The sequence below is a fragment of the Acetivibrio clariflavus DSM 19732 genome (assembly GCF_000237085.1).
GTDB lineage: Bacteria > Bacillota > Clostridia > Acetivibrionales > Acetivibrionaceae > Acetivibrio > Acetivibrio clariflavus.
The window spans coordinates 3,845,667-3,871,130 of record NC_016627.1 but is presented as its reverse complement, the minus strand read 5'-3'; the positions used below and the strand labels follow the sequence as shown (position 1 = coordinate 3,871,130).

The following is a 25,464-nucleotide window of genomic DNA, read 5'->3' as shown; positions in this document are numbered from 1 at the left end:
GCTTGTATCCTTCCTCATATCAAATAAAGGCTTATGTTGAAGTCTTTTGAGTGCTGGAGATGCAGTTTGATAAGTTTTACAAACGGACATTAAATAAGTTGGCAATGATTGAGAAATATTTAAAAGGGGAGAGGTATCGTCGATGAAGGTTAATAGAATTTTATCGTTTCTGCTAACGTTGATGTTAGTGATATGCAGTTTATGTGGTAACCTAGTAAATGCAGCTCCAACATCTAGTATTGAAATAGTATTGGATAAGAATAAAGCATCTGTGGGTGAGATTGTTACCGCATCAATTAATATTAAAAATATTACCGATTTTTCGGGTTGTCATGTAAATTTGAAATATGACCCGAATGTATTGCAACCGGTTACTTCAAATGGTGTTGCATATAAAAACTCTACAACACCGGAATCTGGAACAATTCTTAAAAACACAGACTATGGAATAAATTTGGTAGCATCAAATAAAGTTGAAGAAGGAATTTTAAATTTTTCAAGATCTTATTTGAATCTTAAATCATATAGAGAAGATGCAAATCCTGAAAGTACAGGAACAGTTGCGGTTATTAGATTTAAAGTTCTGAAAGAAGAAACTACTTCAATTAAGTTCGAGGATTCGACCTCATTACCAAATGGAATAAATGGGACATTGTTATTTGATTGGTTTGGAAATAGAATAGATTCAGGTTATACCGTAGGACAGGCACAGACAATAAATTTAAATGAAGAAGATTCTAGTTATATAACAATAAACTTTGATAAAAATTCTGCTGAAGTAGGGGAAATAATAAAAGCAGTTGTAAAAATTAACAATATTAAAAATTTTTCCGGTTATCAAGTAAATATTAAATATGATCCTGAAGTACTTGAAGCGGTTAATCCTGATACAGGAGAAGTTTATACAAATAGTACAGTACCAACTAGCGGTGATTTGTTAAAATCAGAAGAATATGGACCTTTTTCAAAAGCTGAGAATAAGGTAACAGAAGGTATACTTAATTTTGGTAGCTTATATACTAATTTAAGTGCGTATAGAGCTGATGGAAGGCCAGAAGAAACAGGAACATTAGCGATAATAGGATTCAAGGTATTGCAGAAAAAACCAACTACAGTATTGTTTGAAGATACTGAGGTTTTGCCAAATGGCATAAATGGGACAACTTTGCTTAACTGGAACGGTGATAGAATACAATCTGGATATTCGGTTATTCAGCCAGAAACAATAAACTTTAATTTAGATGATACAAGTTATATAACAATGACTTTTGACAAAAATAGTGCAGAAGCAGGGGAAATAATTACAGCGACATTGAAAGTAAATAAGATAAGCAATTTGTCAGGATATCAAGTAAATATAAAATATGATCCTGAGGTATTGCAAGCTGTTAATCCAAATACAGGTAGAGCTTATACAAACAGTACAATACCGACAAGCGGTGAATTATTTACATCAGAGGATTATGGTGTATTGCCTAATGCGGCACACAATATAGAGAAAGGAATATTAAACTTCTCCAGGTCATACATAAATTTAAAAGCATACAGGGAAGATGGAGTGGCAGAGGAAACTGGAACAATAGCAGTAATAGGCTTTAAGGTATTGCAGAAAAAGGAGACTGCTGTATTGTTTGAGAATGCAGCAAGCATACCTAATGCAATAGATGGAACAGTTTTAATTGATTGGTATGGAAACAAGATAAGTTCAGGGTACACTGTTATTCAACCTGAAAAAATTAATGTTGAAATAGTACCAACAGCAACACCGACACCAACACCAACTATAGCACCAACAGAAACACCAACACCTGCACCAACAGAAACAGCAGTACCAACAACCGATAGTTATATAACAATGACATTTGACAAAAATAGTGCAGAAGTAGGGGAAATAATTACAGCGACATTGAAAGTAAATAAGATAAGCAATTTGTCAGGATATCAAGTAAATATAAAATATGATCCTGAGGTATTGCAAGCTGTTAATCCAAATACAGGTAGAGCTTATACAAACAGTACAATACCGACAAGCGGTGAATTATTTACATCAGAGGATTATGGTGTATTGCCTAATGCGGCACACAATATAGAGAAAGGAATATTAAACTTCTCCAGGTCATACATAAATTTAAAAGCATACAGGGAAGATGGAGTGGCAGAGGAAACTGGAACAATAGCAGTAATAGGCTTTAAAGTATTGCAGAAAAAGGAGACTGCTGTATTGTTTGAGAATGCAGCAAGCATACCTAATGCAATAGATGGAACAGTTTTAATTGATTGGTATGGAAACAAGATAAGTTCAGGGTACACTGTTATTCAACCTGAAAAAATTAATGCTGAAGTAATATCTACACCAACACCAACAACAACACCGACAACAACACCGACAGCAACACCAACAGCAACACCAACAATAACACCAACTGTAACACCAACAATAACTCCGACTACAACACCAACAATAACACCAACTGTAACACCAACAATAACTCCGACTACAACACCAACAATAACACCAACTGTAACACCAACAATAACTCCGACTACAACACCAACAGTAACACCAACAGCAACACCAACAACAACACCGACTACAACACCAACAGTAACACCAACAGCAACACCAACAACAACACCGACTACAACACCAACAGTAACACCAACAGCAACACCAACAACAACACCGACTACAACACCAACAGTAACACCAACAATAACACCAACAACAACACCGACTACAACACCAACAGTAACACCAACAATAACACCAACAGCAACACCAATAAGAGACAGCTATATTACAATAGATTTAGACAAAACTGAAGTTTCAGTGGGTGATGTTATAATAGCATCCGTTAGGGTAAACGATATTAAAAATTTATCGGGATATCAGGTTAATATAAAATATGACACTGATGTATTAAAAGCTGTAAACCCAATAACTAAAGAAGCGTATACAAATAATTCGCTACCATTAGACGGTGAAATTCTTATAAATGATGAGTATTCAATTTTCTCAAAAGCAGAAAGCAATGTAAATGAAGGAATTTTAAACTTCAGTAAAGGATATGTCAATTTGAAAGAATATAGAGAAAGCAATAAACCTGAGGAGTCAGGATCTATATTAGTTATAGGATTTGAGGTACTTCAAGCTAAAAACACATTTATAAAATTTGAAGATTCAACATCTATGCCAAATGGAATAGAAGGAACTATACTTTTTGACTGGAATGGTGACAGAATTGCAGATGGTTATGCTGTTATTCAACCTGTGGAAATAACAGTTAATGAAGCACCCTCTCATAAATTTATCTATGGTGATGTAGATGGAAATGAGAGCGTTAGAATTAATGATGCTGTTTTAGTCAGGGATTATGTACTTGGTAAAATCGATGAATTTCCATATGAATACGGTATGCTCGCAGCAGATGTTGATGGTGATGGAAATATAAGGATAAATGACTCGGTATTAATAAGAGACTTTGTACTCGGAAAAATATCCTTATTCCCAGTTGAAGAACAATAGGTCAAAGATATTATGTATCACTCTACATATAGTAAAAAGGAAGGTATGCATATGGAAAAAAGAGTCGATAAGAGCTTATTCAGCTTGAAGAATATAGCATGCTTATTACTGACAATGTGTATTATACTAAGTAATTCTTCATTACCTTTCGTGCAGGCTGCAGGGCAATTACAAATTGATATTGGAAGGGTTAGTGGAGAACCGGGCAGTATTGTTACTGTACCAGTAACATTTAGCAATGTTCCGGCTACGGGTATTTACGCATTGAGTTTAAATTTAAATTTTGACAGTACTAAAATTTCTGTGGTCAGCGTAGAACCGGGGTCTTTAGTAGAAGACCCCGATGACTTCGCATTATTTACTAATAATGAACATGGTTTTACATCGATGTCATTTATGGCGCCTGCTGACAGGAGTAGAATAGTTGATAAGGACGGGGTGTTTGCAGCAATAAAATTTAAGATATCAGAAGCTAATCCGGTTGGTGAAGTTTATGATATCTCAGTCAATTATTCAAGAACTTCATTTTATTCAACAGGAACTGAAGAAATAAAAAATGTTTTATATAACGATGGAGCTATATTGGTTGGCTCAAATTTAAGTGCAGAAATTGGAAGCATTAGTGGCAAACCTGGTGATACGGTAAATGTACCAATAAAATTTTATAATGTACCAGCATCAGGAATATATACACTTAGTTTTCGTGTTGGGTATGACAAAAATAAATTAAGTGTTGTTGGAGTTGAACCAGGTGCGTTAATTGAGGATCCAAGAGATATGAATTATTATACTATGACTTCAAGTGGATTAACTACAATAACTTTTGAAGCACCTGCTGATGAAACGAGAAAGATAAGGAATGATGGAGTATTTGCCATATTAAAGTTTAAAATATCAGATACTGCATTAGATGGCGAAGTGTATAAAATATCTACAGTATTAGCTAATACATTCTTTTACTCAACGGGAGTTAACGAAATTAAAAATGTTGTATACAATGACGGAACTATTAGAATTGGAACTGATATGAAAGTTGGAATTGGAAGTGCTGCTGCAGGAGCAGGTAGTACTATAAGTGTTCCAATAACTTTTGATAATGTTCCGCAAATAGGAATATATGCTTTGAGCTTAAGAGTAAATTATGATCCTGAAAAGATAAATGTGGAAGGTATATATTCTGGTGAACTTATTGAAGACAGCAATGACTTTAATTCATATTACAACAATATACACGGTTTTGCATCTATGACCTTTGAAGCACCGGCTGATGAATCTAGAAGAATAAATAAAAATGGAGTATTTGCAATAGTCAACTTTAAAGTTAATGATAGTGCTAAAGCCGGTGAAGTTTATCAAATTACTACTAATAGTGCATATACTTCATTCTATTATTCGGGAACCGATGAAATCAAAAATGTTATTTATAGCAATGGAAAAATTGAAGTGACGAATATTGTGACACCAACAAACACACCTACATTTACACCGATTGTAACAATTACGCCAACGAAAACACCAATACCTACACCAACAGAGACAGTAACGCCGACAAAAACACCAACGACAACACCGACAGTGACAGCAACACCGACAAAAACACCAACAACTACACCAACAGTAACAGCAACACCGACAAAGACACCAACGACAACACCGACAGTGACAACAACACCGACAAAAACACCAACACCTACACCAACAGTAACAGCAACACCGACAAAGACACCAACACCTACACCGACAGTGACAGCAACACCGACAAAGACACCAACACCTACGCCAACAGTGACAGCAACACCGACAAAAACACCGACACCTACACCAACAGTGACAACAACACCGACAAAAACACCGACACCAACACCGACAGTGACAACAACACCGACAAAAACACCAACACCTACACCAACAGTAACAGCAACACCGACAAAGACACCAACACCTACGCCAACAGTAACAGCAACACCGACAAAAACACCAACACCAACACCGACAGTAACAGCAACAACTACAAATACGCCAACACCAACACCGACAGTGACAACAACACCGACAAAAACACCAACACCTACGCCAACACTTTGGCCTATTGGTACACCAATGAATGTGAAGGTTGGAAGTGTTAATGCGGAAAAAGGAAAAGATAGCCAGGTAGAAGTACCTGTATATTTTGAGAATGTTCCGGAAGTTGGAATATATGTATGTAGCTTATTTATTAAGTTTGATGAAACCAAATTAAAGGTTGTTGAGGTAAAACCTCAAGAGCTAATTGAAGATAAATCGGATTTTGCTTCGCACTTTGACAATACCAATATTAATAGATTTAATTCGGGCTTTGTCTCGATGTCATTTATGGGCCCAGCAGATGATTCAAGAAGAATAAATAAAGATGGTGTTATTGCAAGAATAGTATTTGAACTTTTAGATCCTAAAGTTGGAGATGTTTATTGGCTGTTAAATTACAAAGATTCATCTGGTGTGTACGCATATGGAGCAAAAGAGATAACTAACGTTAAATATATTGACGGAAAAATAACAATTTTAGAAGCACCAACACCAACAGTGACAGCAACACCGACAAAAACACCGACACCTACACCAACAGTGACAACAACACCAACAAAAACACCAACACCGACAGTGACAGCAACACCGACAAAGACACCGACACCTACACCGACAGTGACAGCAACACCGACAAAGACACCAACACCTACGCCAACAGTGACAGCAACACCGACAAAAACACCGACACCTACACCAACAGTGACAACAACACCGACAAAAACACCGACACCAACACCGACAGTGACAACAACACCGACAAAAACACCAACACCTACACCAACAGTAACAGCAACACCGACAAAGACACCAACACCTACGCCAACAGTAACAGCAACACCGACAAAGACACCAACACCTACGCCAACAGTAACAGCAACACCGACAAAGACACCAACACCTACGCCAACAGTAACAGCAACACCGACAAAGATACCAACACCTACGCCAACAGTAACAGCAACACCGACAAAAACACCAACACCTACGCCAACAGTAACAGCAACACCGACAAAAACACCGACACCTACACCAACAGTGACAGCAACACCGACAAAAACACCAACACCTACACCAACAGTAACAGCAACAACTACAAATACGCCAACACCAACACCGACAGTGACAACAACACCGACAAAAACACCAACATCTACACCAACAGTGACAGCAACACCAACAGTGGCACCTACAGATAGTGCAACACCGACACCGACACCAACAGCAGAACCTACAGGAAATACAACATCAACACCGAAGCCAACAAGCAGCAGCGGTGGCGGATCAGGTGGAGGCGCAGGCGGTGGTTCTGGCGGAGGTTCCGGAGCAGGTGGAGGCTCTAAAGCAACACCGACACCAACAGTAACAGTAACCCCAAAACCTGTAACTCCAACTCCAGTACCTACAGTAATAGAACCAACACCTGAGATTCCTGGTGTGGATGTTCCTGTATATAGTCATACTGCATACTTAAAAGGATATCCTGATGGATTATTCTTACCGGAGAACAATATTACTAGAGCAGAAGCTGCAACTATTTTGGCCAAGCTTTCAGGTATTGATACTACTTATGTTAATGATAGGATAAGTTATCCTGATGTTAAGGAAACACATTGGGCACTATGGGCAATCAAGTATTGTACAGATAAGGGATATTTTAAAGGTTACCCTGACGGAACCTTTAAACCTGATCAGAGAATTACAAGAGCTGAATTTGCAACAATAGTGTACCATTTCCTCGGCATCAAAGATGAAACGATTGTCAGCTATAAGTTTGAAGATGTAAAGGGACACTGGGCGCAATTATATATTGAAAAGCTTGTTGAACTGAATTGCATCAGCGGTTATCCTGATGGTACGTTCAGGCCGCAAGCAAGTATTAAGCGCTGTGAAAGCGTAGCTCTGTTGAACAGGGCGCTGAAAAGAGGACCATTAAACGGTGCTTCACAGGTGTTCCCAGATGTACCTGAAACGCATTGGGCATTCAAGGATATAGCAGAAGGTGCTCTAGATCATAAATATATTATGAATGGCGATAATGAAATAATACATGTCGATTGATGATTAATGAATCAAAATCCTTACCTATTTATTAAAAATAGGTAAGGATTTTTTGTACAAATAACACATAAATATGTGAAACGCTTAATTGAGCAATCAATACCTCAGAGGTTTTATTACTTGAAACAAAAATAGTTTTGATATATAATAACATTATAAGGAAATATGATTTGATTTATGGGGAGTTTTTTAGATTAGAGGTATATCCTATAAGATGTATTATGTTCGAATCTATGTACTTAGCTTTAGGCGTAATAATGTATATAAAAGAGATGTTGTTATGCCTGTTCCCGGTTTATAAGCCCTGTCTAAAAATTCTTTTTACTCCTCAAAGAATATTAAATAAAATATAAAAGCAAATTTAAAATCAAAGCAGCATTAAGAAGGGGCTAGAAACTAAGTGACAGTTTATATGTTTTTCTAAAAGCAATATAACTGAGTTTTTTCAAGAGATCGTGTACTTTTTATATTAAACTCAGAGCTTTTATTGAGGAATGGATATGAGTTAAACACATTGAATCATACAATTGTTTCGCTTTGTTTCTGCTTTTTTAAATGTTAATTAATTTAATAAATATTGAAATAATTAATTATTTATATATTTAAATTTTTAGTAGGAGGTATTAATAATGAAGAAAGCAACGAGTGTAGCTATCATTTTTATATTATTGACAACAATGTATTTTCAAATCTTTTCGCAAGCAAGTGCAAGTAGTGACTCGTTTATCGAAATGGAGCTAAACAAAACAACTGTTGAGGTAAATGACATAATAACTGCTACAATAAAGATAAACAATATACCTAAATTTTCCGGACTCCAAGTTAATATCAAATTTGACCCGGAAGTATTGCAAGCGGTCGATCCAATATCAGGGAAACCTTATAATAATTCGACATTACCGTTAGCAGGTGAGCTGTTAAATAATTCTGAGTTTATTAGCTTTGCTCAAGCAACAAATGATTTAAAAAATGGAATAATTAATATAAGTAAATCATATTTGAACCTTGAGGCTTATAGGGAAAAAGGAATTGATGAAAATACAGGATCGGTTGCTATTATAGGTTTTAAAGTTATCAAAGCAAAGGATACTACTATTCATTTTCAAGACACTAAAAGTATGCCAAACGGCATAAAAGGTACCAGTTTATATGATTGGGATGGAAAGACACTGTCAGGATATGAAGTGAAGCAACCTCCAAGCATCAAGGTTGTTGTTCCTTCAACACCTACTCCTACTTTAGTAAATACACCAACGCCCACAAGTACATCTACTCCAACAAATGTTTCTTCTCCTACACCGAATAGAACAGAGACACCAACACCTACACCAACACCTACAGTAACACCAACACCTACAATAACTCCTACGAAAACTCCAAAGAATGGCTACATATCAATTGATTTTAATAAAGATATGGTTGTCGTAGGTGATATAATAAAAGCCACTATAAGTATCAAAGATATAGACAATTTTGCCGGATATCAAATAAATATAGAATATGACCCAAATATATTAGTGCCAGTAGATCCGAATACAGGTAATCCTTATAGGAACTATACATTCCCTACGAATGGCAATATACTCCAAAATAATAAATACATACCTTTGGAAAAGGTTAATCATGATTTAGAGAAAGGTATTTTGAATTTTGGCAAAACCTATCTTAATTTGGAAGAGTACAGAAAGAGCGGAAAAGCTGAAAGCAGTGGAACATTAGCTGTAGTGGGATTTAAAGCAATAAAAGAAGGAAACGCTTATGTTTATTTTGAAAACACAAACAGTATGCCAAATGCCATAACAGGAACAATGCTGGTTGATTGGAACAATAACGTCATAAAATCAGGTTATTCTGTTATCCAACCAAAAATCATTAAAGTATCAAAAGCAACACCGACAGTGACACCAACACCAACAGCAACTCCAAAAGTAACACCAACAGCAACGTCAACTGGGTTTGAAGTCAGAATTGATTCAGATTACGCTGCATATGACCAAGAAATAATAATTCCTGTAAGATTAAGGAATGTACCTTCCAGAGGTATAACTACAGCTGATATCACTATTAATTATGATGCTAAAAAGCTTAAATTTATAGAGGTAACAGCAGGAAACATTATTACTAATCCGAAAATAAACTTTGCTGCACACAAGGAAAAGGATGGAGTTATAAAACTTCTATTTTTAGATGATACATTAAGATATGAATATATTAGAACTGATGGTATATTTGCAAACATTAAGTTCAAAGTGATAACATCCAATCGTACTACAACTACAGTGGAAATAAATAAAGCAAACTTTGGCGATACTAGTTTGAAAGCAATACCGGTTACTTTGACGGACGGGTTACTTAGACTTAATTATGTAACACCTACAAAAACTCCAACACCTACAAAAACTCCAACACCTACAAAAACTCCAAGCCCTACACCTACAAAGACACCGGCAACAAGAACACCGACTCCTGCCAGGACAGTAATTGAGCCTGCAACTACTATACCGGCAGGTGCAAAAATAGGAGAGCATAAAGCATATCTTCAAGGATATACTGATGGCTGCTTTAGACCTCAAAAAGAAATAACAAGAGCGGAAGCTGCTGCTATAATTGCAAAATTTGTTAATACTTCTTCGTTAACAAACAGCAATAACATTAACTTTCCGGATGTAACTAATAATCATTGGGCAAAACAGCCTATTGAAATTGTTACTAAAGCAGGGTTGTTTACAGGTTATCCTGATGGCACATTTAGGCCTGATGATACAATAAAAAGAGGAGAGTTTGCTACTGTTGTTTATAAGCTGCTTAATCTTAAGCCTAGCAGTAAATTAAGTAATAATTTTACTGATATAGATAATCATTGGGCTAAAAATTATATATTGGAATTGGCTAATTTAAAATATGTAAATGGATATTCGGACAAGACCTTTAGACCTGAGAATAAAATTAAACGAGATGAATGTGTTGTAATGATAAACAGAGCTTTAAATAGAGGTCCGTTAAACGGAGCAAAATTGTTCTTCTCTGATGTACCAGAAAACTATTGGGCATATAAAGATATTGCAGAGGGTGCTTTAGATCATAAGTATTATATAGACTCCAATGGAGAAGAAGTATTAATAAAGTAAAATAAAAAATAGAAGCTGCCTTGGTTAGTTTAGCAAGGCAGCTTTAATATTATTTATTGGCTAATATTCGGATATTTTTTCATGATCTTTATAAAAGTCGGAATTATCAAAATAATTAGTTCCCAAACTATATGCAAACGTTGCATCAACGTTTATCCAGCGGTTTTCTTCCGGTATATATATTTCATTCCATGCGTGAAGTTCATTTCGGTATGGATTAACAAAATTGCCCTTGATGACTTTTACCTGAAGTCCAACCGCTCTTCCTAAAGCGGCTACAAGTGTTGAATAGTCATAACAAACACCTTTTCCGGTTCTTAAGGTATTTAAAGCACCGTATTCATTATCAAAGTTATTGTTTAGTTGCTTTAAATATTTATCGTAATCATATTCAATGTTTTGCGCTACCCAATCGTAAATGGCTTTTGCTTTTTCTTTAGATGTTGTCAGATTTTGTGTGATTTTTTTTGCCAGTTCAATTATTTCTTCATTATTACTTTCAACGTGTTTGGATGGTACAAGAAATCTGTTAACATCAATAGTGTTATTTACTTCAACAATAGGTCCGTAAGAATAGACTCTATCATATTCATGAACAACAACAGAAATCTTATATTTACCTTTACCGTCGATAAGCCATATTTCTTCATTATATGTACCATTAACTAAGTTTACATCATACCAGGTTGAAACATCATCTTTTGAAACAATTACTTTAATTTTATCCTTTGACGTATTTCCGGCAACAACAACTTTTCCGTCGACAGATTGAGGTGGCTTATAAAGGACTACACCATTGGAAATGATAGAACTTGTTGTCTGAGCACTTGATGCTTGAACAGGAGTAAAACAAAAGGTGATGACAATGGCTAGTACAAAGAAGTAGAGCGTAGTTTTTTTCATATTAATTCCTCCCTTTTTCGGCAACTCAGCCGTCATAGTATTGAATACCTTAGACCTGTAGTTTTGCGTCCCCAATTTTCATTGGGTTTGCCAGTATCGAAAGGGTTTTTGAGTTCAGATATATATTAGCAAAAAAGCTCTTATTGGGATTACCAATAAGAGCACTTAAGAGCACTACTCTCTTAAACACTTGGCAACCCGGCTGTCATAGTCATATGACCGTAGACCCGTAGCTTTGCGTCTCTACCTTTCGATAGATTTGCCTTTTACAAGTTAGATCTATTAAATTGTCTAAACTTATTATATCACAAAAATAAAATATATTCAATGAGTTTGCTAAAATTATGTAAATTAAGTTATTGAAAAAGAATTGTTGTAATTTTTGCCTAAAAATATACAAGATAATAATCATTGATATTACAGCAAATAATAAGATTATAGGAATGCTATAGATAAAAATTAGGTTAATTTTTGTTATAAGAAGCAATATGAAAAATCCAAGATGTGGTTTCTGAAGTTTTATCGTATTTACTTAAAAGTGGATAAATTAATTTGACGAAAAATATCTGGCATAGGTCTTATATTTTTGCAAATTATGAAAGGAGGAATTGTCATAGATACCAATATTTATAGCGACATTATAGAAACAATAAAAGAGCTTGAGGATATGGAAAGGAATATGTGTAATTTACCGGAAGTTTTTTCACAAATATTGAAAGATGAAATTAATGCAAATGATGAGAGTAGATTATTTAACGGAGTCAAAAGGATAATTAAAAAATATTCTCAAAATAAAAAAGAATTAGAAGCAATAGATGAAATGATAAGAGTTCTGTGTGGAGGAGCATCTATAAACGAAATACTTCAGGTAACGAAGGATGAATGCACAGATATGAGCTTAACAACTGGTATTACTGTAGATGATAGTTGCAAAAACTAATTGTTGTTCAGTTTGAAAAATCAATAAATGAGGAAAACCTAAATTTATTCATGATGTAAAAAATATTCGAATAACCAGTTGATATTTCAAAAAGATAAAACTTTACTTTATGAAAACGAAATAATACAGTCCAGGCTGCATTAATTTTTTTAACTTATTGATGTTATTACTCACAAAAGATATAATAAAAACTGCTCGATATAAGTTGCAAACAGATTGAGGTATGATTGTATGGGAAAAATACATTTAATTGCTACAGCTGCCTTCGGAATAGAAGCGGTTGTAAGTAGAGAGCTAAAAAATTTAGGTTATGATGATCAACATGTAGAGAATGGAAAAGTGACTTTTTCCGGTGATGAAAGTGCTATATGCAGGACAAATTTATGGCTCAGGACAGCAGACCGTGTGCTGTTGAAAATGGGGGAATTTAAAGCTCTGTCCTTTGAAGAATTGTTTGAAAAGACAAAGGCACTGCCCTGGGAACAGTGGATACCTGAAGACGGAGAGTTCCCAGTGGAGGGTAAGTCAGTCGATTCAAAGCTTTATAGTGTTCCTGACTGCCAAGCTATTGTAAAAAAAGCTATAGTTGAAAGGCTTAAGCAAAAGTATAAATGCCAATGGTTTAAAGAAACGGGACCTCGTTACAGGATTGAAGTGGCATTACTAAAAGATATGGCAACATTAACTATTGATACGAGTGGGGCAGGGCTTCACAAAAGAGGATATAGAGAGCTTGTGGGAGGCGCACCTTTGAAGGAGACCCTGGCTAGTGCGCTAATTCTTATTAGCAGGTGGAAAAATGACCGGGCTTTATTTGACCCTTTTTGTGGTTCGGGTACAATTCCTATTGAAGCAGCAATGATTGGCCTGGATATGGCACCGGGACTACAAAGGGAATTTGATTCTGAAAAATGGCCAAATATTCCGAAAGCACTTTGGGCAGAGGCCAGAAAAGAAGCACGTGAAATGATAAATTTTGATAGAAAGCTTAAGATCCATGGAACCGATATAAGCGAAGATGCTGTAAGACTTGCAAGATATCATGCTAAGAAGGCAGGCGTGGATAAATATATACATATTCAAAGGATGCCCATGTCTGAGATACGTTCTAAAGAAAAATACGGTTTTATAATATGTAATCCTCCATACGGTGAACGTCTGGGACAAATGAAGGAGATTGAAAAACTGTACAGGGAAATGGGAAATGTATTTAGTTCGTTGGATACCTGGTCATATTATATTTTAACTTCCCATCAGGGATTTGAAAAACTCTTTGGTAAAAAAGCAAATAAAAAGAGAAAACTCTATAATGGCAGAATACAATGTAACTACTATCAGTTTTATGGTCCACCGCCTCCAAAGGTGTAAAAAAGCTATTATAAAAGTTGTAATATTTGAAGGCAAAAATATAACCGATATAAGTTACTAGTTAAACTTACGATAGGTTTTCCTTGCATGATCAAGTTTATTTAAGCTTATATTGGTTATTTTTTCAAGCATAATTTTATCTTCGACTTTTTTTAATGCCTTTTCCATAACGGCTTGGAAATTCTTACCGTCCTGAGGAAAAGTTGTATAAACAATGTAAAAGTAATCGGAAGGTACATTTAGTGCTTTTAAACCTTGAACTAAATTGTCGTTTATTTTGTTTACAACTATTTCAGCCCCCTGCGAGTTTGTGAAGGGCAGTATCACCAATATATCTTTATCATCATTGAAAATAACGGTATCGGTAGACCTTGATGCCGATTTTACTTTTTCAATTGCCATATTATATATTTGTGATTTCTGTTCTGAAGATATTATCCTAGGGTCTTCAGAAGACGGTTTATTTATATCTATATGGGTTATAAATACTATTGACAGGCTTTGGTTTGCTCTTGAAGCTATCTTAAATTCTTTAGCAATATAATCTTCCACTGACATAGTAATAACATTGACACTGCCCAAATTATATCTAAATTTATTATCTATTTTTAAAGTGCTTTTTATCGAATTTTCCAAACGCTTAGGCGGATAAGGCTTGATAATGAAGTCACTAACATTGAATTTAAGTGCATGATCTTTATATTGTATATTGTCAGATTTAGTTACAATTATGATGGGCGTATTAGCTGTTGAAGAGTTTTTCCTAAGTGAAGAAATAACTTCAAAACCTTCTCTCTCAGAAGGAAATGAAATGTCAATAATTATAAGAGACAAATCAGGTAAATTCTCGCTGATTTGTTTGTATTTATTGATATTTTCTACTTCAATAAACTGAAATTCACCGAAATTATCAAAGGTAATTTTAATTTTTTCCCTTTCGTATTCAGAATAGTCTATAAGTAAAATTGTTCCATCCATAATTAATTCCCTTATTATAATAAATTTGTATAAAAATGTTGATTTTTGATGCAAAATTGTTTTTAATAGAGTTGACATTTATTAACAGCGATAGATCAACACTATTACTAAAGATATTATGTATTATATATACTAACACAATTTTATTGCAAATTGTAGTACCATTTTGAAAAATATTGATAATAATACAAAATACCGTATTTATACACACTACCTTTAAGCAAAAAGTATAACAAACATATTGATGAGTTAAGGTTAAAAGTATGTTTCTTTAATAATTGGGAGTGATAAACAATAATTATTTTATTCTATATTTTAAAATTGTATGTTAATATATAGAAAAGGATTATGTAACAACAGGTTAAATTTTGCTGATATTGATCAAAGCAGGCATATTAAAATTTTTACTTTAAGGATTTAAGATTTCTTAATTCCATTATTTCGGTTGTATAATTTAGGCAGTATGGTAGAAAGGAGTATTTTATGATATTAAAGGTTAAAAAATCAAAAGTAAGCGGTAAAGTAAGAATTCCAGGGTCTAAATCTCATACAATAAGAGCTCTTTTTTTAGCCAGTCTTGCTGAAGGTAAATCAATAATACGAGACCCACTTATTTCGAATGATGCGCTTTCTGCAGTTGAGGTATGTAAAGCATTAGGTGCAAAAATAGATTTTGTTGATAACAATTTTATTGTAGACGGTTTTAGCGGAGGTCCTTGTACTCCTTCCGATGTTATAAATGTCGGCAATTCCGGTACTACTTTAAGAATTGGAGTTACCTTGGCTGCGCTTGGAGAAGGATATTCTATTTTTACCGGCGATTATCAGGTACGGAGAAGACCTCTGGCTCCTCTTATAAAGGCAATAAATAATCTTGGAGCTGAAGCTTTTTCAACCAATAGCAATGGGACTGCACCAGTTGTGATCAGAGGGAAGTTGAAAGGCGGTAAAACAGATTTGGATTCTGTTACTTCTCAATTTCTTTCTTCTCTTTTGATTAGTTCTCCTATGGCTGAGAATGATACTGAGATAGTAGTTACTCGTCTTAATGAAATACCTTATGTGGATATAACAACTTGGTGGTTGGATAAGCAAGGTATAAAATATGAGAACCACCAGTATAAGTCTTTTTATATAAAAGGAAATCAAAAGTATAAATCCTTTGACGTTACCATTCCCGGAGACTTTTCATCTGCAACTTTCTTTGCAGTTTTAGCAGCCATATCGGGGGAAGAATTTATATTGGAAAATCTGGATGTTACAGATCCTCAAGGAGATAAAGCAGTTTTCTCAATACTGGAAGATATGGGGGCAAAAGTAACGAGACTGAAAGATAAGATTATAATTAAGGGAAATGGGCTTTGCGGAAGGGATATAGATATGAATGCTATTCCGGATGCTTTGCCAGCTATGGCAGTTGCCGGATGCTTTGCCAAAGGCGAGACAAGGTTATTGAATGTTCCTCAAGCAAGGCTAAAGGAAACCGACAGAATACATGTTATGTGTGAACAGCTTGGAAAAATGGGGGCAGATATTCAAGAATTAGAGGACGGACTGATTATACGTGAAAGTAAACTTAAGGGATGCAAAGTTAACGGCTATGATGATCATCGCATAGTTATGGCTTTAGCTGTTGCAGGATTAAATAGTGAAGGAGAAACTCTTATAGACTCAGCAGAAGCAATCAATGTGACTTTTCCTGAGTTTGTTAAGTATATGAATGAGTGTGGAGGAGATATGGAGATTTATTGATGAATTTTGGGGTAAAATGTGTTATTTTAATGATTTTTATATTATAATAGAATTAAGATGTTTATTTTGTAATTCTATAAAAAAGATATAGATAAACTTAATTAGACTAGAAATTGCTTATTTAATTTTCTTAATGTAAATAAAACTTATTAAGGAAGATTTATTTGGTAAAGGGAGTTTGAAATGAAAGAAAAGATTTCGATTTTAATTGCTGACGACAATATGGAATTTGTGGAGTTGCTAAAAGAATATATGGAGCAATATGAAGATTTAGATGTTGTAGGAACTGCAAAAGACGGGTTGCAGGCAATAGAAATGATTAAATCGTTAAAACCTGATGTTGTTGTGCTTGATATTATTATGCCGAATATTGACGGTATAGGAGTTCTTGAAAAGCTCGAGACACACAAAATGGAACGAAAGCCTATTTTTATCATGTTGTCAGCAATTGGTCAGGATATGTTTATCCAAAAAGCAGTATCTTTAGGTGCAGAGTATTACATAATAAAACCTTTTGACGTTGAAGTTTTAGTGACAAGGATTAGGCAGTTATACGAAGAAAAGTATCTTTCAGCTTTTTCTAACAGAGCGGTAAGTAAGAACACTGAATTTTCAAATGCTGAAGCTTTAGACCGTACATACGATATAGAAGTGGAAGTCACAAATCTGATGCATGATATTGGGATACCACCGCATATGGCTGGTTATCAGTATCTTCGTGAGGCAATTGTGCTTACAGTAAAAAATTCAAAAATGTACAGCTCAATAACAAAAAGTTTGTACCCAGCTGTGGCAGAGAAGTTTAATACTACTGCTCAGAAAGTGGAAAGAGCAATAAGGAATGCTATCGAAAGTGCATGGTCTAGAGGAAATCTTGACACAATTGATTCTTTATTCGGATATACTATAAATTATACTAAGGGTAAACCTACAAATTCAGAATGTATAGCAATGATGGCAGATAAAATTAGAATTTCCATGGGGATAAGGTGAAATTTTAATAAATATTAAAGTCCTGTCTTATAATAAGACAGGACTTTAATATTTATTAAAATTAATAATTATTACTTTTTGTTAACAATATCTTTTAAGCCTTTACCTGCTTTAAATACAGGAGCTTTTGATGCAGGAATTGTGATTTCTTTTTTAGTTTGTGGGTTTCTTCCTTTTCTAGCAGCCCTATTTCTTACTTCGAAAGTACCGAATCCAACAAGTACAACTTTTTCGCCTTTTGCAAGAGTCTCTTCAACTGATGCGATAAAAGCGTTCAATGCAGCTTCACTGTTCTTTTTGTTCAAACCCGACTTAGAAGCAATTGAGTTTACCAATTCTGTTTTGTTCATGTACACAACCTCCTATATTTGGAATTCGACAATATTTTATAATGAATAAAGTGGAAAGTCAAGCTATTCCTGATAAAATCATGGTTTAAAGCAACTTTTTTTTTATTTTTATATATTTTTCTTGAAAAATAGATTCACAGTGTGTATAATATTGTGCAAACTTATATTTTATTTGTGTTTTGCTCATTTTTGCATACACCTTAATCGGAAAATTTATTGGAAAAAGTAACGATATAACTATCACTTTTTTTATTAATGGCCATGTATTTTTGGTGTGAAATTTCCAGTTAAATGTGACTAAATTCGACTAAAGGTATAAGTTATAAAAAAATAACTATTGCTATAATTTTTAGCAGTAGTTATTTTCTTTTATGTTATAGTTAAGGTATATTAAATTTCTTCTTGAGGTACTACTGTTATTTCTATATTAGGAAGCATAGACTTCAGATCGGAAAAAAAATTGTTTTCCTTATGATCGTTGGGGGATTCACCCATTACTATATGTGAAATGTTTTTTTCTTTTGCAAAAGCAACAATGGTTTCAACAATATTGTCTGATTTGAGCACTGATAAGTCAGCACCTACAGATTTAGAAATTCTGAACAGATAGTCAAGTGCTTCTCCTTCTTTGATGTTGTCTAAGAAATTCCATGCGTTCTTTGCAACATGAATTACAAAAAGCTCACCTTTGAGCTCATTTTTTAAATTAGCAGCTTTTCTAATTAATCTTTCACATGTTTTTTGCTGAGTAACGCATACGAGTATATTTTTAGGAGAATCCAAAAAACAAAACCCCTTTCATTTATTGAAATGACAAACAATCAGTATCAAAATACAATAAAATCCAAAGGTATATTAACATACTTGCCTGGCATAGTAAACATTAACAAACTGAGCTAAAAGCAAATTATATAAATTTGGCAGCCCAAGATTTAAGTTTTTAAACATTTGCGACACATCCAAACTGCTAATTTAATAAAGAGCAATTTAAAGAATATCCAACATTAATAATTATAGCAGAATTTTTTAGTTCATATGTGAACAATTTTTTAATTTTGAATTAACAATGTAAAAAGGTAATTTTTTTTAGTATACTATTGCTATGAGTATAAAGAGAGACGGAGGTAGTTATGAGAACAATACATACCGATAAAATAACCGAAGCTGTGGAAGAGCTTTGTAAGAGTGCCAACTATTACCTTAATGATGATATTATGGATAGCATAAAAAATTCTATACAAACCGAACAGTCTGAAACCGGAAAAGATATTCTGGGAAAGCTGATTGAAAATGCTAATATTGCAAAAGAAAAAGGAGTTGCTATTTGCCAGGATACCGGTATGGCAGTGGTATTTGTTGATATAGGACAAGATGTACATGTAATAGGGGGAAGTATTACAGACTCTATAAATGAAGGTGTAAGAAGAGGATATGAGAAAGGATATCTAAGAAAATCCGTTGTAAAAGATCCGATAGAAAGGATTAACACAAAGGACAATACACCGGCTGTGATTCACTACAATATCGTAGAGGGTGATAAACTTAAAATTACTGTAGCACCTAAAGGATTTGGAAGTGAAAATATGAGTGCTTTAAGAATGTTAAAACCTGCCGATGGGATAGAAGGGGTTAAAAAGTTTGTCATTGATACTGTTGATAATGCTGGCCCTAATCCATGTCCTCCAATTGTAGTAGGAGTCGGTATAGGCGGTACAATGGAAAAGGCAGCTCTATTGGCTAAGAAAGCTCTTTTAAGGCCAATAAACCAAAGAAGTGAAATTGAGTATGTGAGAGAACTTGAAAATCAATTGCTTACCGAAATAAACAAGTTGGGAATAGGACCTTCGGGCCTTGGAGGAAGAACCACAGCTTTAGCAGTAAATGTTGAAGTATATCCTACACACATAGCAGGGCTTCCTGTTGCGGTTAATATAAACTGTCATGCAACAAGGCATGCGGAAATTGAATTATAGGGAATATACTGGAGGGATAAAATTGTTTTACAACATTCAAACACCTTTAACTAAGGAAGAAGTCAAAAAACTTAAAGCAGGAGATATAGTAAATATAAGCGGTGTTATTTATACAGCCAGGGATGCTGCCCATAAAAGAATGATAAGTATGATTGAAGAAGGAAAAAGCATTCCTTTTGATATTAAGGATCAAATTATATATTATGTGGGACCTTGTCCTGCAAAACCGGGAGAAGTTATAGGTTCTGCAGGGCCAACAACCAGTGGCCGGGTAGATGCTTATACACCGAAATTGATTGAGTTGGGGCTTAGCGGAATGATAGGAAAGGGATTAAGAGATGATAGTGTTATAGACGCTATGAAGAAATACAGTGCGGTATATTTTGGGGCTATTGGAGGTGCAGGAGCGTTAATTGCAAAATCAATTGTGGACGAAGAGATAATCGCATTTCCTGATTTGGGAACAGAGGCTTTAAGAAAGTTAACTGTAAAAGACTTTCCTGCAACTGTAATTATAGACTGCTTTGGCAATAATCTATATGAAATCGGAAAGAAAAAGTTTAGACAAACCATTTAGTTGGAAAATAAAAGCAAGCTGTAGTTTTATGTTTATTACAAATTCTATTGGGTAACAATAATTAGATAACATTTTTTTTGAATATTAAAAGGGGTATATTTTTATTGACAGGTAGTGTATAATAACTAGAAGAGTGTTTTTTGAAATATTCAACCAATTTCAATTTAGGAGGGAAAATTATGGTTAAGATTACACCGGATATGATAATATCTGAAGTATTGAGAATTGATAGGGGCACAGCGCCTATATTCTTGAGTAATGGAATGCATTGTCTGGGTTGTCCGTCTTCATCAGGCGAAAGTATTGCAGATGCTTGTGCGATTCATGGCATTGATGCTGAAAAACTTGTAAAAGAGCTTAACGAATATTTCGCTAAAAAAGAGCAGGAGTAATCCGTAGGTACAATGCAGCATTTCAATTTAGTAAGATAATTTTTTTGAAACAGTATAAGCAAAAGTTCGTGATGTAAAAATAAGACACCAATAATGTGTCTTATTTTTGTGTTTTTAGGTTGAATTTAATTAATGACTGTGTACTAAAAAAGAGTAAATAAAATAAGGTTATAGTATCAAAAAATACGAACAATCATGTTAAAAAAGAATTAAATATTCGGATAATTGTTGTGTTATTAATTAGATACAGGTATAATAGTGAAGTAAGGTTTTTATTGTATTTGTTTTGCTTTACAGTTATAATTTAATTGTGTAAAAAATAAGGAAATCTGCAGTACCATTCAGAACTGTTATCTGTGGGCTGACTTCCGGGAATAGGGGGATTGGTAGAATGGCTACCAGAGTGGTTATAGGTACACAATGGGGGGACGAAGGCAAAGGAAAATATATAGATATGCTTGCCAAAACCTCTGATGTGGTTGTTCGTTTTTCAGGAGGTAATAATGCAGGACACACTATAGTGGCCGACGGTGTAAAATACGCTTTACATCTTATACCTTCAGGTATTCTCCACAGCGGTAAGACTTGTATAATCGGAAATGGTGTGGTTGTAGATCCTGCTGTTTTATTAAAGGAAATGAAAGAGCTCGCTGATAAAGGAATAGATACCGGCAAGTTATTGATTAGTGACAGGGCTCATGTTATAATGCCATACCATAGGTTGTTGGACGAGCTTCAGGAAAATTTCAGAGGGAAAAATTCGATAGGAACTACCAAGAGAGGTATAGGACCGGCATATGCCGATAAGACAGAGAGATGCGGTATAAGGATATGTGATTTAATAGATGAAGAGATTTTTGTAAAAAAGGTCAAAGAAAACCTTGCAGTTAAAAATCTTATAATTGAGAAAGTATACGGCGGGCAGCCTATCAATGAAGATGAAGTTATATCGGAATACTTGGAATATGCCAAAGAGATAAAACCTCATGTTGTGGATTCCACCAGTGTGATATTTGATTATATTGAAGCTGGAAAAAATATATTGTTTGAAGGAGCACAGGCAACTTTTCTGGATCTGGATTTTGGGACTTATCCCTATGTTACATCTTCCAATCCTATAGCGGGCGGGGTATGTACCGGTGCGGGGATAGGACCTGTATATATAGATGAGGTATATGGTGTGTTAAAGGCATATACTTCAAGAGTTGGAGCCGGTCCTTTTCCGACTGAACAGGATAATGAAATAGGTGATACCATAAGAGAACTTGGACATGAATATGGAACAACAACCGGTAGACCAAGGCGATGCGGATGGCTGGATCTTGTGATGATAAGGACAGCCGCCAGAGTAAATGGTTTAACCGGACTTGCTATAAATCATGTGGATACAATCGGAAAGCTGCCTAAAATAAAACTTTGTGTAGCTTATAAAAAAGATGGCAAAGAGATTAAAAGTTTCCCGGCCAGCTTGAAAGAACTTGAAAAATGCGAGCCTGTGTATGAAGAATTTGAAGGTTGGAATGAGGATATTTCTGATGTAAGAAATTATGACGATTTGCCGGAGAATGCAAAGAAATACCTTAGAAGGATTGAAGAGGTAGTAGGAGTTAAAATAAAGTTAATTGGTGTGGGAAAAGAAAGAGAACAGACAATTGTTGTATAGATGAGAAGACGATCAATCGCGGAATAAAAAAACTCTGCTTTGTATGAGCGGAGTTTTTTCTTTTAATCTACAACTCTTAATCAAAAACAAAAATGCCTTCAATTGTTAGAGATATATCACATTTGCTTTACGCTGTCAAATAAAATTTAACTGTAGATGAATTGTTATATAGGGTTTTCTCAAGTGATATATAAAGATTCAAACGGTAGGTTTGGTGCTTTACGGATAAAATCATGTTATAAGTGCAAAAATAGAAAAGACCTTGCATTGAATTTTCTGCAAGGTCTTTTCTATTTTGGTGAGCTATCCGCGACTCGAACGCGGGACACCTTGATTAAAAGTCAAGTGCTCTGCCAACTGAGCTAATAGCCCTTATATAAGTGTGTGTTTCCGTCGCACAGTTATATATAATACAATAGGTACTTAATTCTGTCAACTGATTTTTTTATTTTTATTTATTTTTTTTGGCAAGGGTAAATCTGTAAAGAGGTACCAAATAAACCTCTGATATTTAAAAAGGAATCACATCAGGCGGCTTTCAGGCAATTTAACTTTATTATTTACAACAAAACTTGATTTATTCTTCACTAATCTCCCGTAAAGAAGTATAAAATCCCTGTTTTTTGATTTTGCAGCTCCACAAAATACCATATTGGCTCTATACAACTTAATATGAAAAAAGGTAACGATAAAATTTAGTGTTAACTATTAAAATGCTAATTTCATATAATAGACATTAAGAAGATACAGAATAGATTTATCATGAGTTTCAGTTTTTATATTTGTGACGCAGAGTACTATAGTACATGACATCTATGTTTTTTGATAATAATTATTTACTTAACTATTGTATCATATGGGTGGAAGCTTAGAAAAATAAGGCTTGGAACTGTATTATCTATAGAATGCTAAAACGGGTATAAAATTCTACAAATTTTTTAAAAAAATATGCTTGACATTTCATTGATATCTGGTTAGAATATATTTTGTCGGTTGGCGAACATAACAAAAAAGCGTTAACTGATGAAGTAAATGGCCCATTGGTCAAGCGGTTAAGACACCGCCCTTTCACGGCGGTAACAGGGGTTCGAGTCCCCTATGGGTCACCATCATAACCTGTATTAAGTGGCTGGCCTATCAGATATAAGAAAGGCTGATAGGTCAGTTGAACAGGTCAAAGATAATACGGCCCGGTAGTTCAGTTGGTTAGAATGCCAGCCTGTCACGCTGGAGGTCGAGGGTTCGAGCCCCTTCCGGGTCGCCATTAAAATTAAATATGCTGGTGTAGCTCAGCTGGTAGAGCAATTGACTTGTAATCAATAGGTCGGGGGTTCAAATCCGTCCACCAGCTCCAATTTGGGAGGATTCCCGAGTGGCCAAAGGGGGCAGACTGTAAATCTGTTGTCTATGACTTCGATGGTTCGAATCCATCTCCTCCCACCAAAAAACCTTGTATAATGATAGATTCGTTATACAAGGTTTTTATTATGCAATCCAGTGATTCTAAAGGAATAGGTGTTAATCTTTTATTTTAAAAAGACAAAGACAACTGCTTTTGTTTTAATAATATTTCTTTTGATATCACAATGCGTTTAAAAACGCTATAAACGCATTAAAGGCTATATGTATATGAATTTATATAGTAAAGTAATACATGGTCTTAAAACGAATTCTAGAGCCGATAAAACGAAATCAAAACATCCAGCAAATCAAAATTAAACCAGAATTTTGATTTTTCGTTCTTACTGTTTAAAAAAACAAAAGGGGCTTAATGCCCCTAATATTGATTACAATCAATAATTATTTTCTTCCTGTTATTTTATCGGATTTTTCTTCAGAGAAATTTTTGGTCTGTCTTACAATATAAAGAGGTCTTCCTTTTGCCTCATCATATATTCTTCCTATATATTCGCCTATAATACCGAGAATCATTAAAGTAATACCGTTAAATAGCAAGTTAACAGCAATTATTGATGCCCAGCCCGATTGTGTAACATGGGGCATAAACAGCTTGGTATAAAGCACTATGAGTAGATAGACAAAGCTTGCAACGGACAAAATCATTCCTACATAGGATGCGAGTTTCAACGGTTTGTATGAGAAAGATGTTATAGCGTCAAGGGCAAATTTAATCATTTTCTTAAGAGGATACTTTGTCTCGCCTGCAAAACGCTTGTCCCTATGAAACTCAATTCCAATTTGCTTAAATCCAAGCCAGCTTATAATACCGCGTATATACCTGTTTCTTTCATTTACCATTTTTAAAGCTTCACAAACTTTCCTGTCAATCAATCGGAAATCACCGGTATCAACCGGAATATCCACATCGGTCATACTTCTTAGGAATCGATAGAAGACTTTTGCAGTAAACTTTTTAAAGAAAGTTTCGCCTTTTCTGCTAGCTCTTTTACCGTATACAACATCATATCCCTCACGCCATTTTTCCATCATTTTTGGTATCAATTCCGGAGGGTCTTGTAAATCGGCATCAATAACTACAACACACTCACCTTCCGAAAAGTCCATACCTGCAGTAATGGCTGTCTGATGTCCGAAGTTTCTGGCGAAATCTACTAATTTAACTGTTTTGTCCTTGTTACAGATTTCGTTAGCTATTTGAGCTGTCTTATCCTTGCTTCCATCGTTTACAAAAATTATTTCATAGGTCTCATTTAGAGAGTCCATAACTTTTTTCAGACGGTTATAAGTTTCAAGAATAACTTCTTCTTCATTGTAGAGCGGTACTACAACTGAGCAAACTATTTTTTCTGACATAAATTTTCCTCCTAAAATTTT

16 protein-coding genes, 5 tRNA genes and 2 riboswitches are annotated in these 25,464 nt (G+C 34.7%); of the genes, 15 read left to right on the top strand and 6 right to left on the bottom strand.

The features are described 5' to 3' along the window. The first annotated feature begins 142 nt into the window (after nt 1-142). The 3 genes from CLOCL_RS16175 (at nt 143) to CLOCL_RS16165 (ending at nt 10,779) form a co-directional block, all read left to right on the top strand. Nucleotides 143-3,526 carry a cohesin domain-containing protein gene (locus CLOCL_RS16175; protein WP_014256341.1) on the top strand — a complete coding sequence of 1,128 codons (3,384 nt, stop codon included), beginning with the start codon at nt 143-145 and terminating at the stop codon, nt 3,524-3,526. Between the two features lie 51 nt (nt 3,527-3,577). Next, complete coding sequence (locus tag CLOCL_RS23570) at nt 3,578-7,651, top strand: cohesin domain-containing protein (RefSeq protein ID WP_052306610.1); 4,074 nt, start codon at nt 3,578-3,580, stop codon at nt 7,649-7,651. Nucleotides 7,652-8,280: 629 nt separating this feature from the next. After that, entirely contained in the window at nt 8,281-10,779 is a 2,499-nt protein-coding gene (locus CLOCL_RS16165) for a cohesin domain-containing protein (RefSeq protein WP_014256339.1), read from the top strand. Between the two features lie 60 nt (nt 10,780-10,839). Here CLOCL_RS16165 and CLOCL_RS16160 read toward each other — a convergent pair whose 3' ends face one another. Then, the gene (locus CLOCL_RS16160) at nt 10,840-11,682 is read right to left on the bottom strand and encodes a transglutaminase-like domain-containing protein (protein ID WP_014256338.1); all 843 of its coding nucleotides are present in this window, start codon (nt 11,680-11,682) and stop codon (nt 10,840-10,842) included. Nucleotides 11,683-11,698: 16 nt separating this feature from the next. Next, nucleotides 11,699-11,784, bottom strand: a riboswitch (cyclic di-GMP riboswitch). 87 nt (nt 11,785-11,871) lie between these two features. After that, nucleotides 11,872-11,956: riboswitch (cyclic di-GMP riboswitch) on the bottom strand. Nucleotides 11,957-12,277: 321 nt separating this feature from the next. Here CLOCL_RS16160 and CLOCL_RS16155 point away from each other — a divergent pair. Continuing rightward, a complete protein-coding gene (locus CLOCL_RS16155) occupies nt 12,278-12,622 on the top strand; it encodes a hypothetical protein (RefSeq protein ID WP_014256337.1) in 345 nt (114 codons plus the stop codon). A gap of 231 nt (nt 12,623-12,853) precedes the next feature. Further along, on the top strand, nt 12,854-13,990 hold the full coding sequence (locus CLOCL_RS16150; RefSeq protein ID WP_014256336.1) for a THUMP domain-containing class I SAM-dependent RNA methyltransferase: 1,137 nt from the start codon (nt 12,854-12,856) through the stop codon (nt 13,988-13,990). Nucleotides 13,991-14,047: 57 nt separating this feature from the next. On the opposite strand, the gene CLOCL_RS16145 is transcribed toward CLOCL_RS16150, so the two are convergent. Continuing rightward, nucleotides 14,048-14,968 (bottom strand): response regulator, encoded by a 921-nt coding sequence (locus CLOCL_RS16145; protein WP_014256335.1) that lies wholly within the window; start codon nt 14,966-14,968, stop codon nt 14,048-14,050. Nucleotides 14,969-15,451: 483 nt separating this feature from the next. Here CLOCL_RS16145 and aroA point away from each other — a divergent pair, with 483 nt between their 5' ends. After that, complete coding sequence (gene aroA / locus CLOCL_RS16140) at nt 15,452-16,720, top strand: 3-phosphoshikimate 1-carboxyvinyltransferase (protein WP_014256334.1); 1,269 nt, start codon at nt 15,452-15,454, stop codon at nt 16,718-16,720. A 183-nt stretch (nt 16,721-16,903) separates the two neighbouring features. Further along, complete coding sequence (spo0A, locus tag CLOCL_RS16135) at nt 16,904-17,713, top strand: sporulation transcription factor Spo0A (RefSeq protein WP_014256333.1); 810 nt, start codon at nt 16,904-16,906, stop codon at nt 17,711-17,713. Nucleotides 17,714-17,784: 71 nt separating this feature from the next. Here spo0A and CLOCL_RS16130 read toward each other — a convergent pair whose 3' ends face one another. Continuing rightward, a complete protein-coding gene (locus CLOCL_RS16130; protein WP_014256332.1) occupies nt 17,785-18,063 on the bottom strand; it encodes an HU family DNA-binding protein in 279 nt (92 codons plus the stop codon). A gap of 390 nt (nt 18,064-18,453) precedes the next feature. Next, nucleotides 18,454-18,846, bottom strand: coding sequence for a universal stress protein (locus CLOCL_RS16125; protein WP_014256331.1), 393 nt, complete (start codon nt 18,844-18,846; stop codon nt 18,454-18,456). 347 nt (nt 18,847-19,193) lie between these two features. On the opposite strand from CLOCL_RS16125, the gene CLOCL_RS16120 reads away from it, so the two are divergent. The 4 genes from CLOCL_RS16120 (at nt 19,194) to CLOCL_RS16105 (ending at nt 22,668) form a co-directional block, all read left to right on the top strand. After that, nucleotides 19,194-20,036, top strand: coding sequence for a fumarate hydratase (locus CLOCL_RS16120; protein WP_014256330.1), 843 nt, complete (start codon nt 19,194-19,196; stop codon nt 20,034-20,036). Between the two features lie 22 nt (nt 20,037-20,058). After that, on the top strand, nt 20,059-20,613 hold the full coding sequence (locus CLOCL_RS16115; protein WP_014256329.1) for a Fe-S-containing hydro-lyase: 555 nt from the start codon (nt 20,059-20,061) through the stop codon (nt 20,611-20,613). Nucleotides 20,614-20,792: 179 nt separating this feature from the next. Further along, nucleotides 20,793-21,005, top strand: a complete 213-nt coding sequence (locus CLOCL_RS16110; protein ID WP_014256328.1) for a DUF1858 domain-containing protein — start codon at nt 20,793-20,795, stop codon at nt 21,003-21,005. A 391-nt stretch (nt 21,006-21,396) separates the two neighbouring features. Continuing rightward, nucleotides 21,397-22,668, top strand: a complete 1,272-nt coding sequence (locus CLOCL_RS16105) for an adenylosuccinate synthase (RefSeq protein WP_014256327.1) — start codon at nt 21,397-21,399, stop codon at nt 22,666-22,668. A gap of 296 nt (nt 22,669-22,964) precedes the next feature. Here the strand turns inward: CLOCL_RS16105 and CLOCL_RS16100 are convergent. Beyond that, a tRNA-Lys gene (locus CLOCL_RS16100) sits at nt 22,965-23,040 on the bottom strand. A gap of 662 nt (nt 23,041-23,702) precedes the next feature. Between CLOCL_RS16100 and CLOCL_RS16095 the strand changes: the two genes are divergently transcribed. The 4 genes from CLOCL_RS16095 (at nt 23,703) to CLOCL_RS16080 (ending at nt 24,111) form a co-directional block, all read left to right on the top strand. Continuing rightward, nucleotides 23,703-23,777 (top strand) — tRNA-Glu (locus CLOCL_RS16095). A gap of 78 nt (nt 23,778-23,855) precedes the next feature. Further along, nucleotides 23,856-23,932: transfer RNA gene (locus CLOCL_RS16090), tRNA-Asp, on the top strand. 14 nt (nt 23,933-23,946) lie between these two features. Beyond that, nucleotides 23,947-24,022, top strand: a tRNA-Thr gene (locus CLOCL_RS16085). Nucleotides 24,023-24,026: 4 nt separating this feature from the next. Then, nucleotides 24,027-24,111, top strand: a tRNA-Tyr gene (locus CLOCL_RS16080). 357 nt (nt 24,112-24,468) lie between these two features. On the opposite strand, the gene CLOCL_RS16075 is transcribed toward CLOCL_RS16080, so the two are convergent. After that, the gene (locus CLOCL_RS16075; protein ID WP_014256326.1) at nt 24,469-25,443 is read right to left on the bottom strand and encodes a glycosyltransferase family 2 protein; all 975 of its coding nucleotides are present in this window, start codon (nt 25,441-25,443) and stop codon (nt 24,469-24,471) included. Between the last annotated feature and the right edge of the window lie 21 nt (nt 25,444-25,464).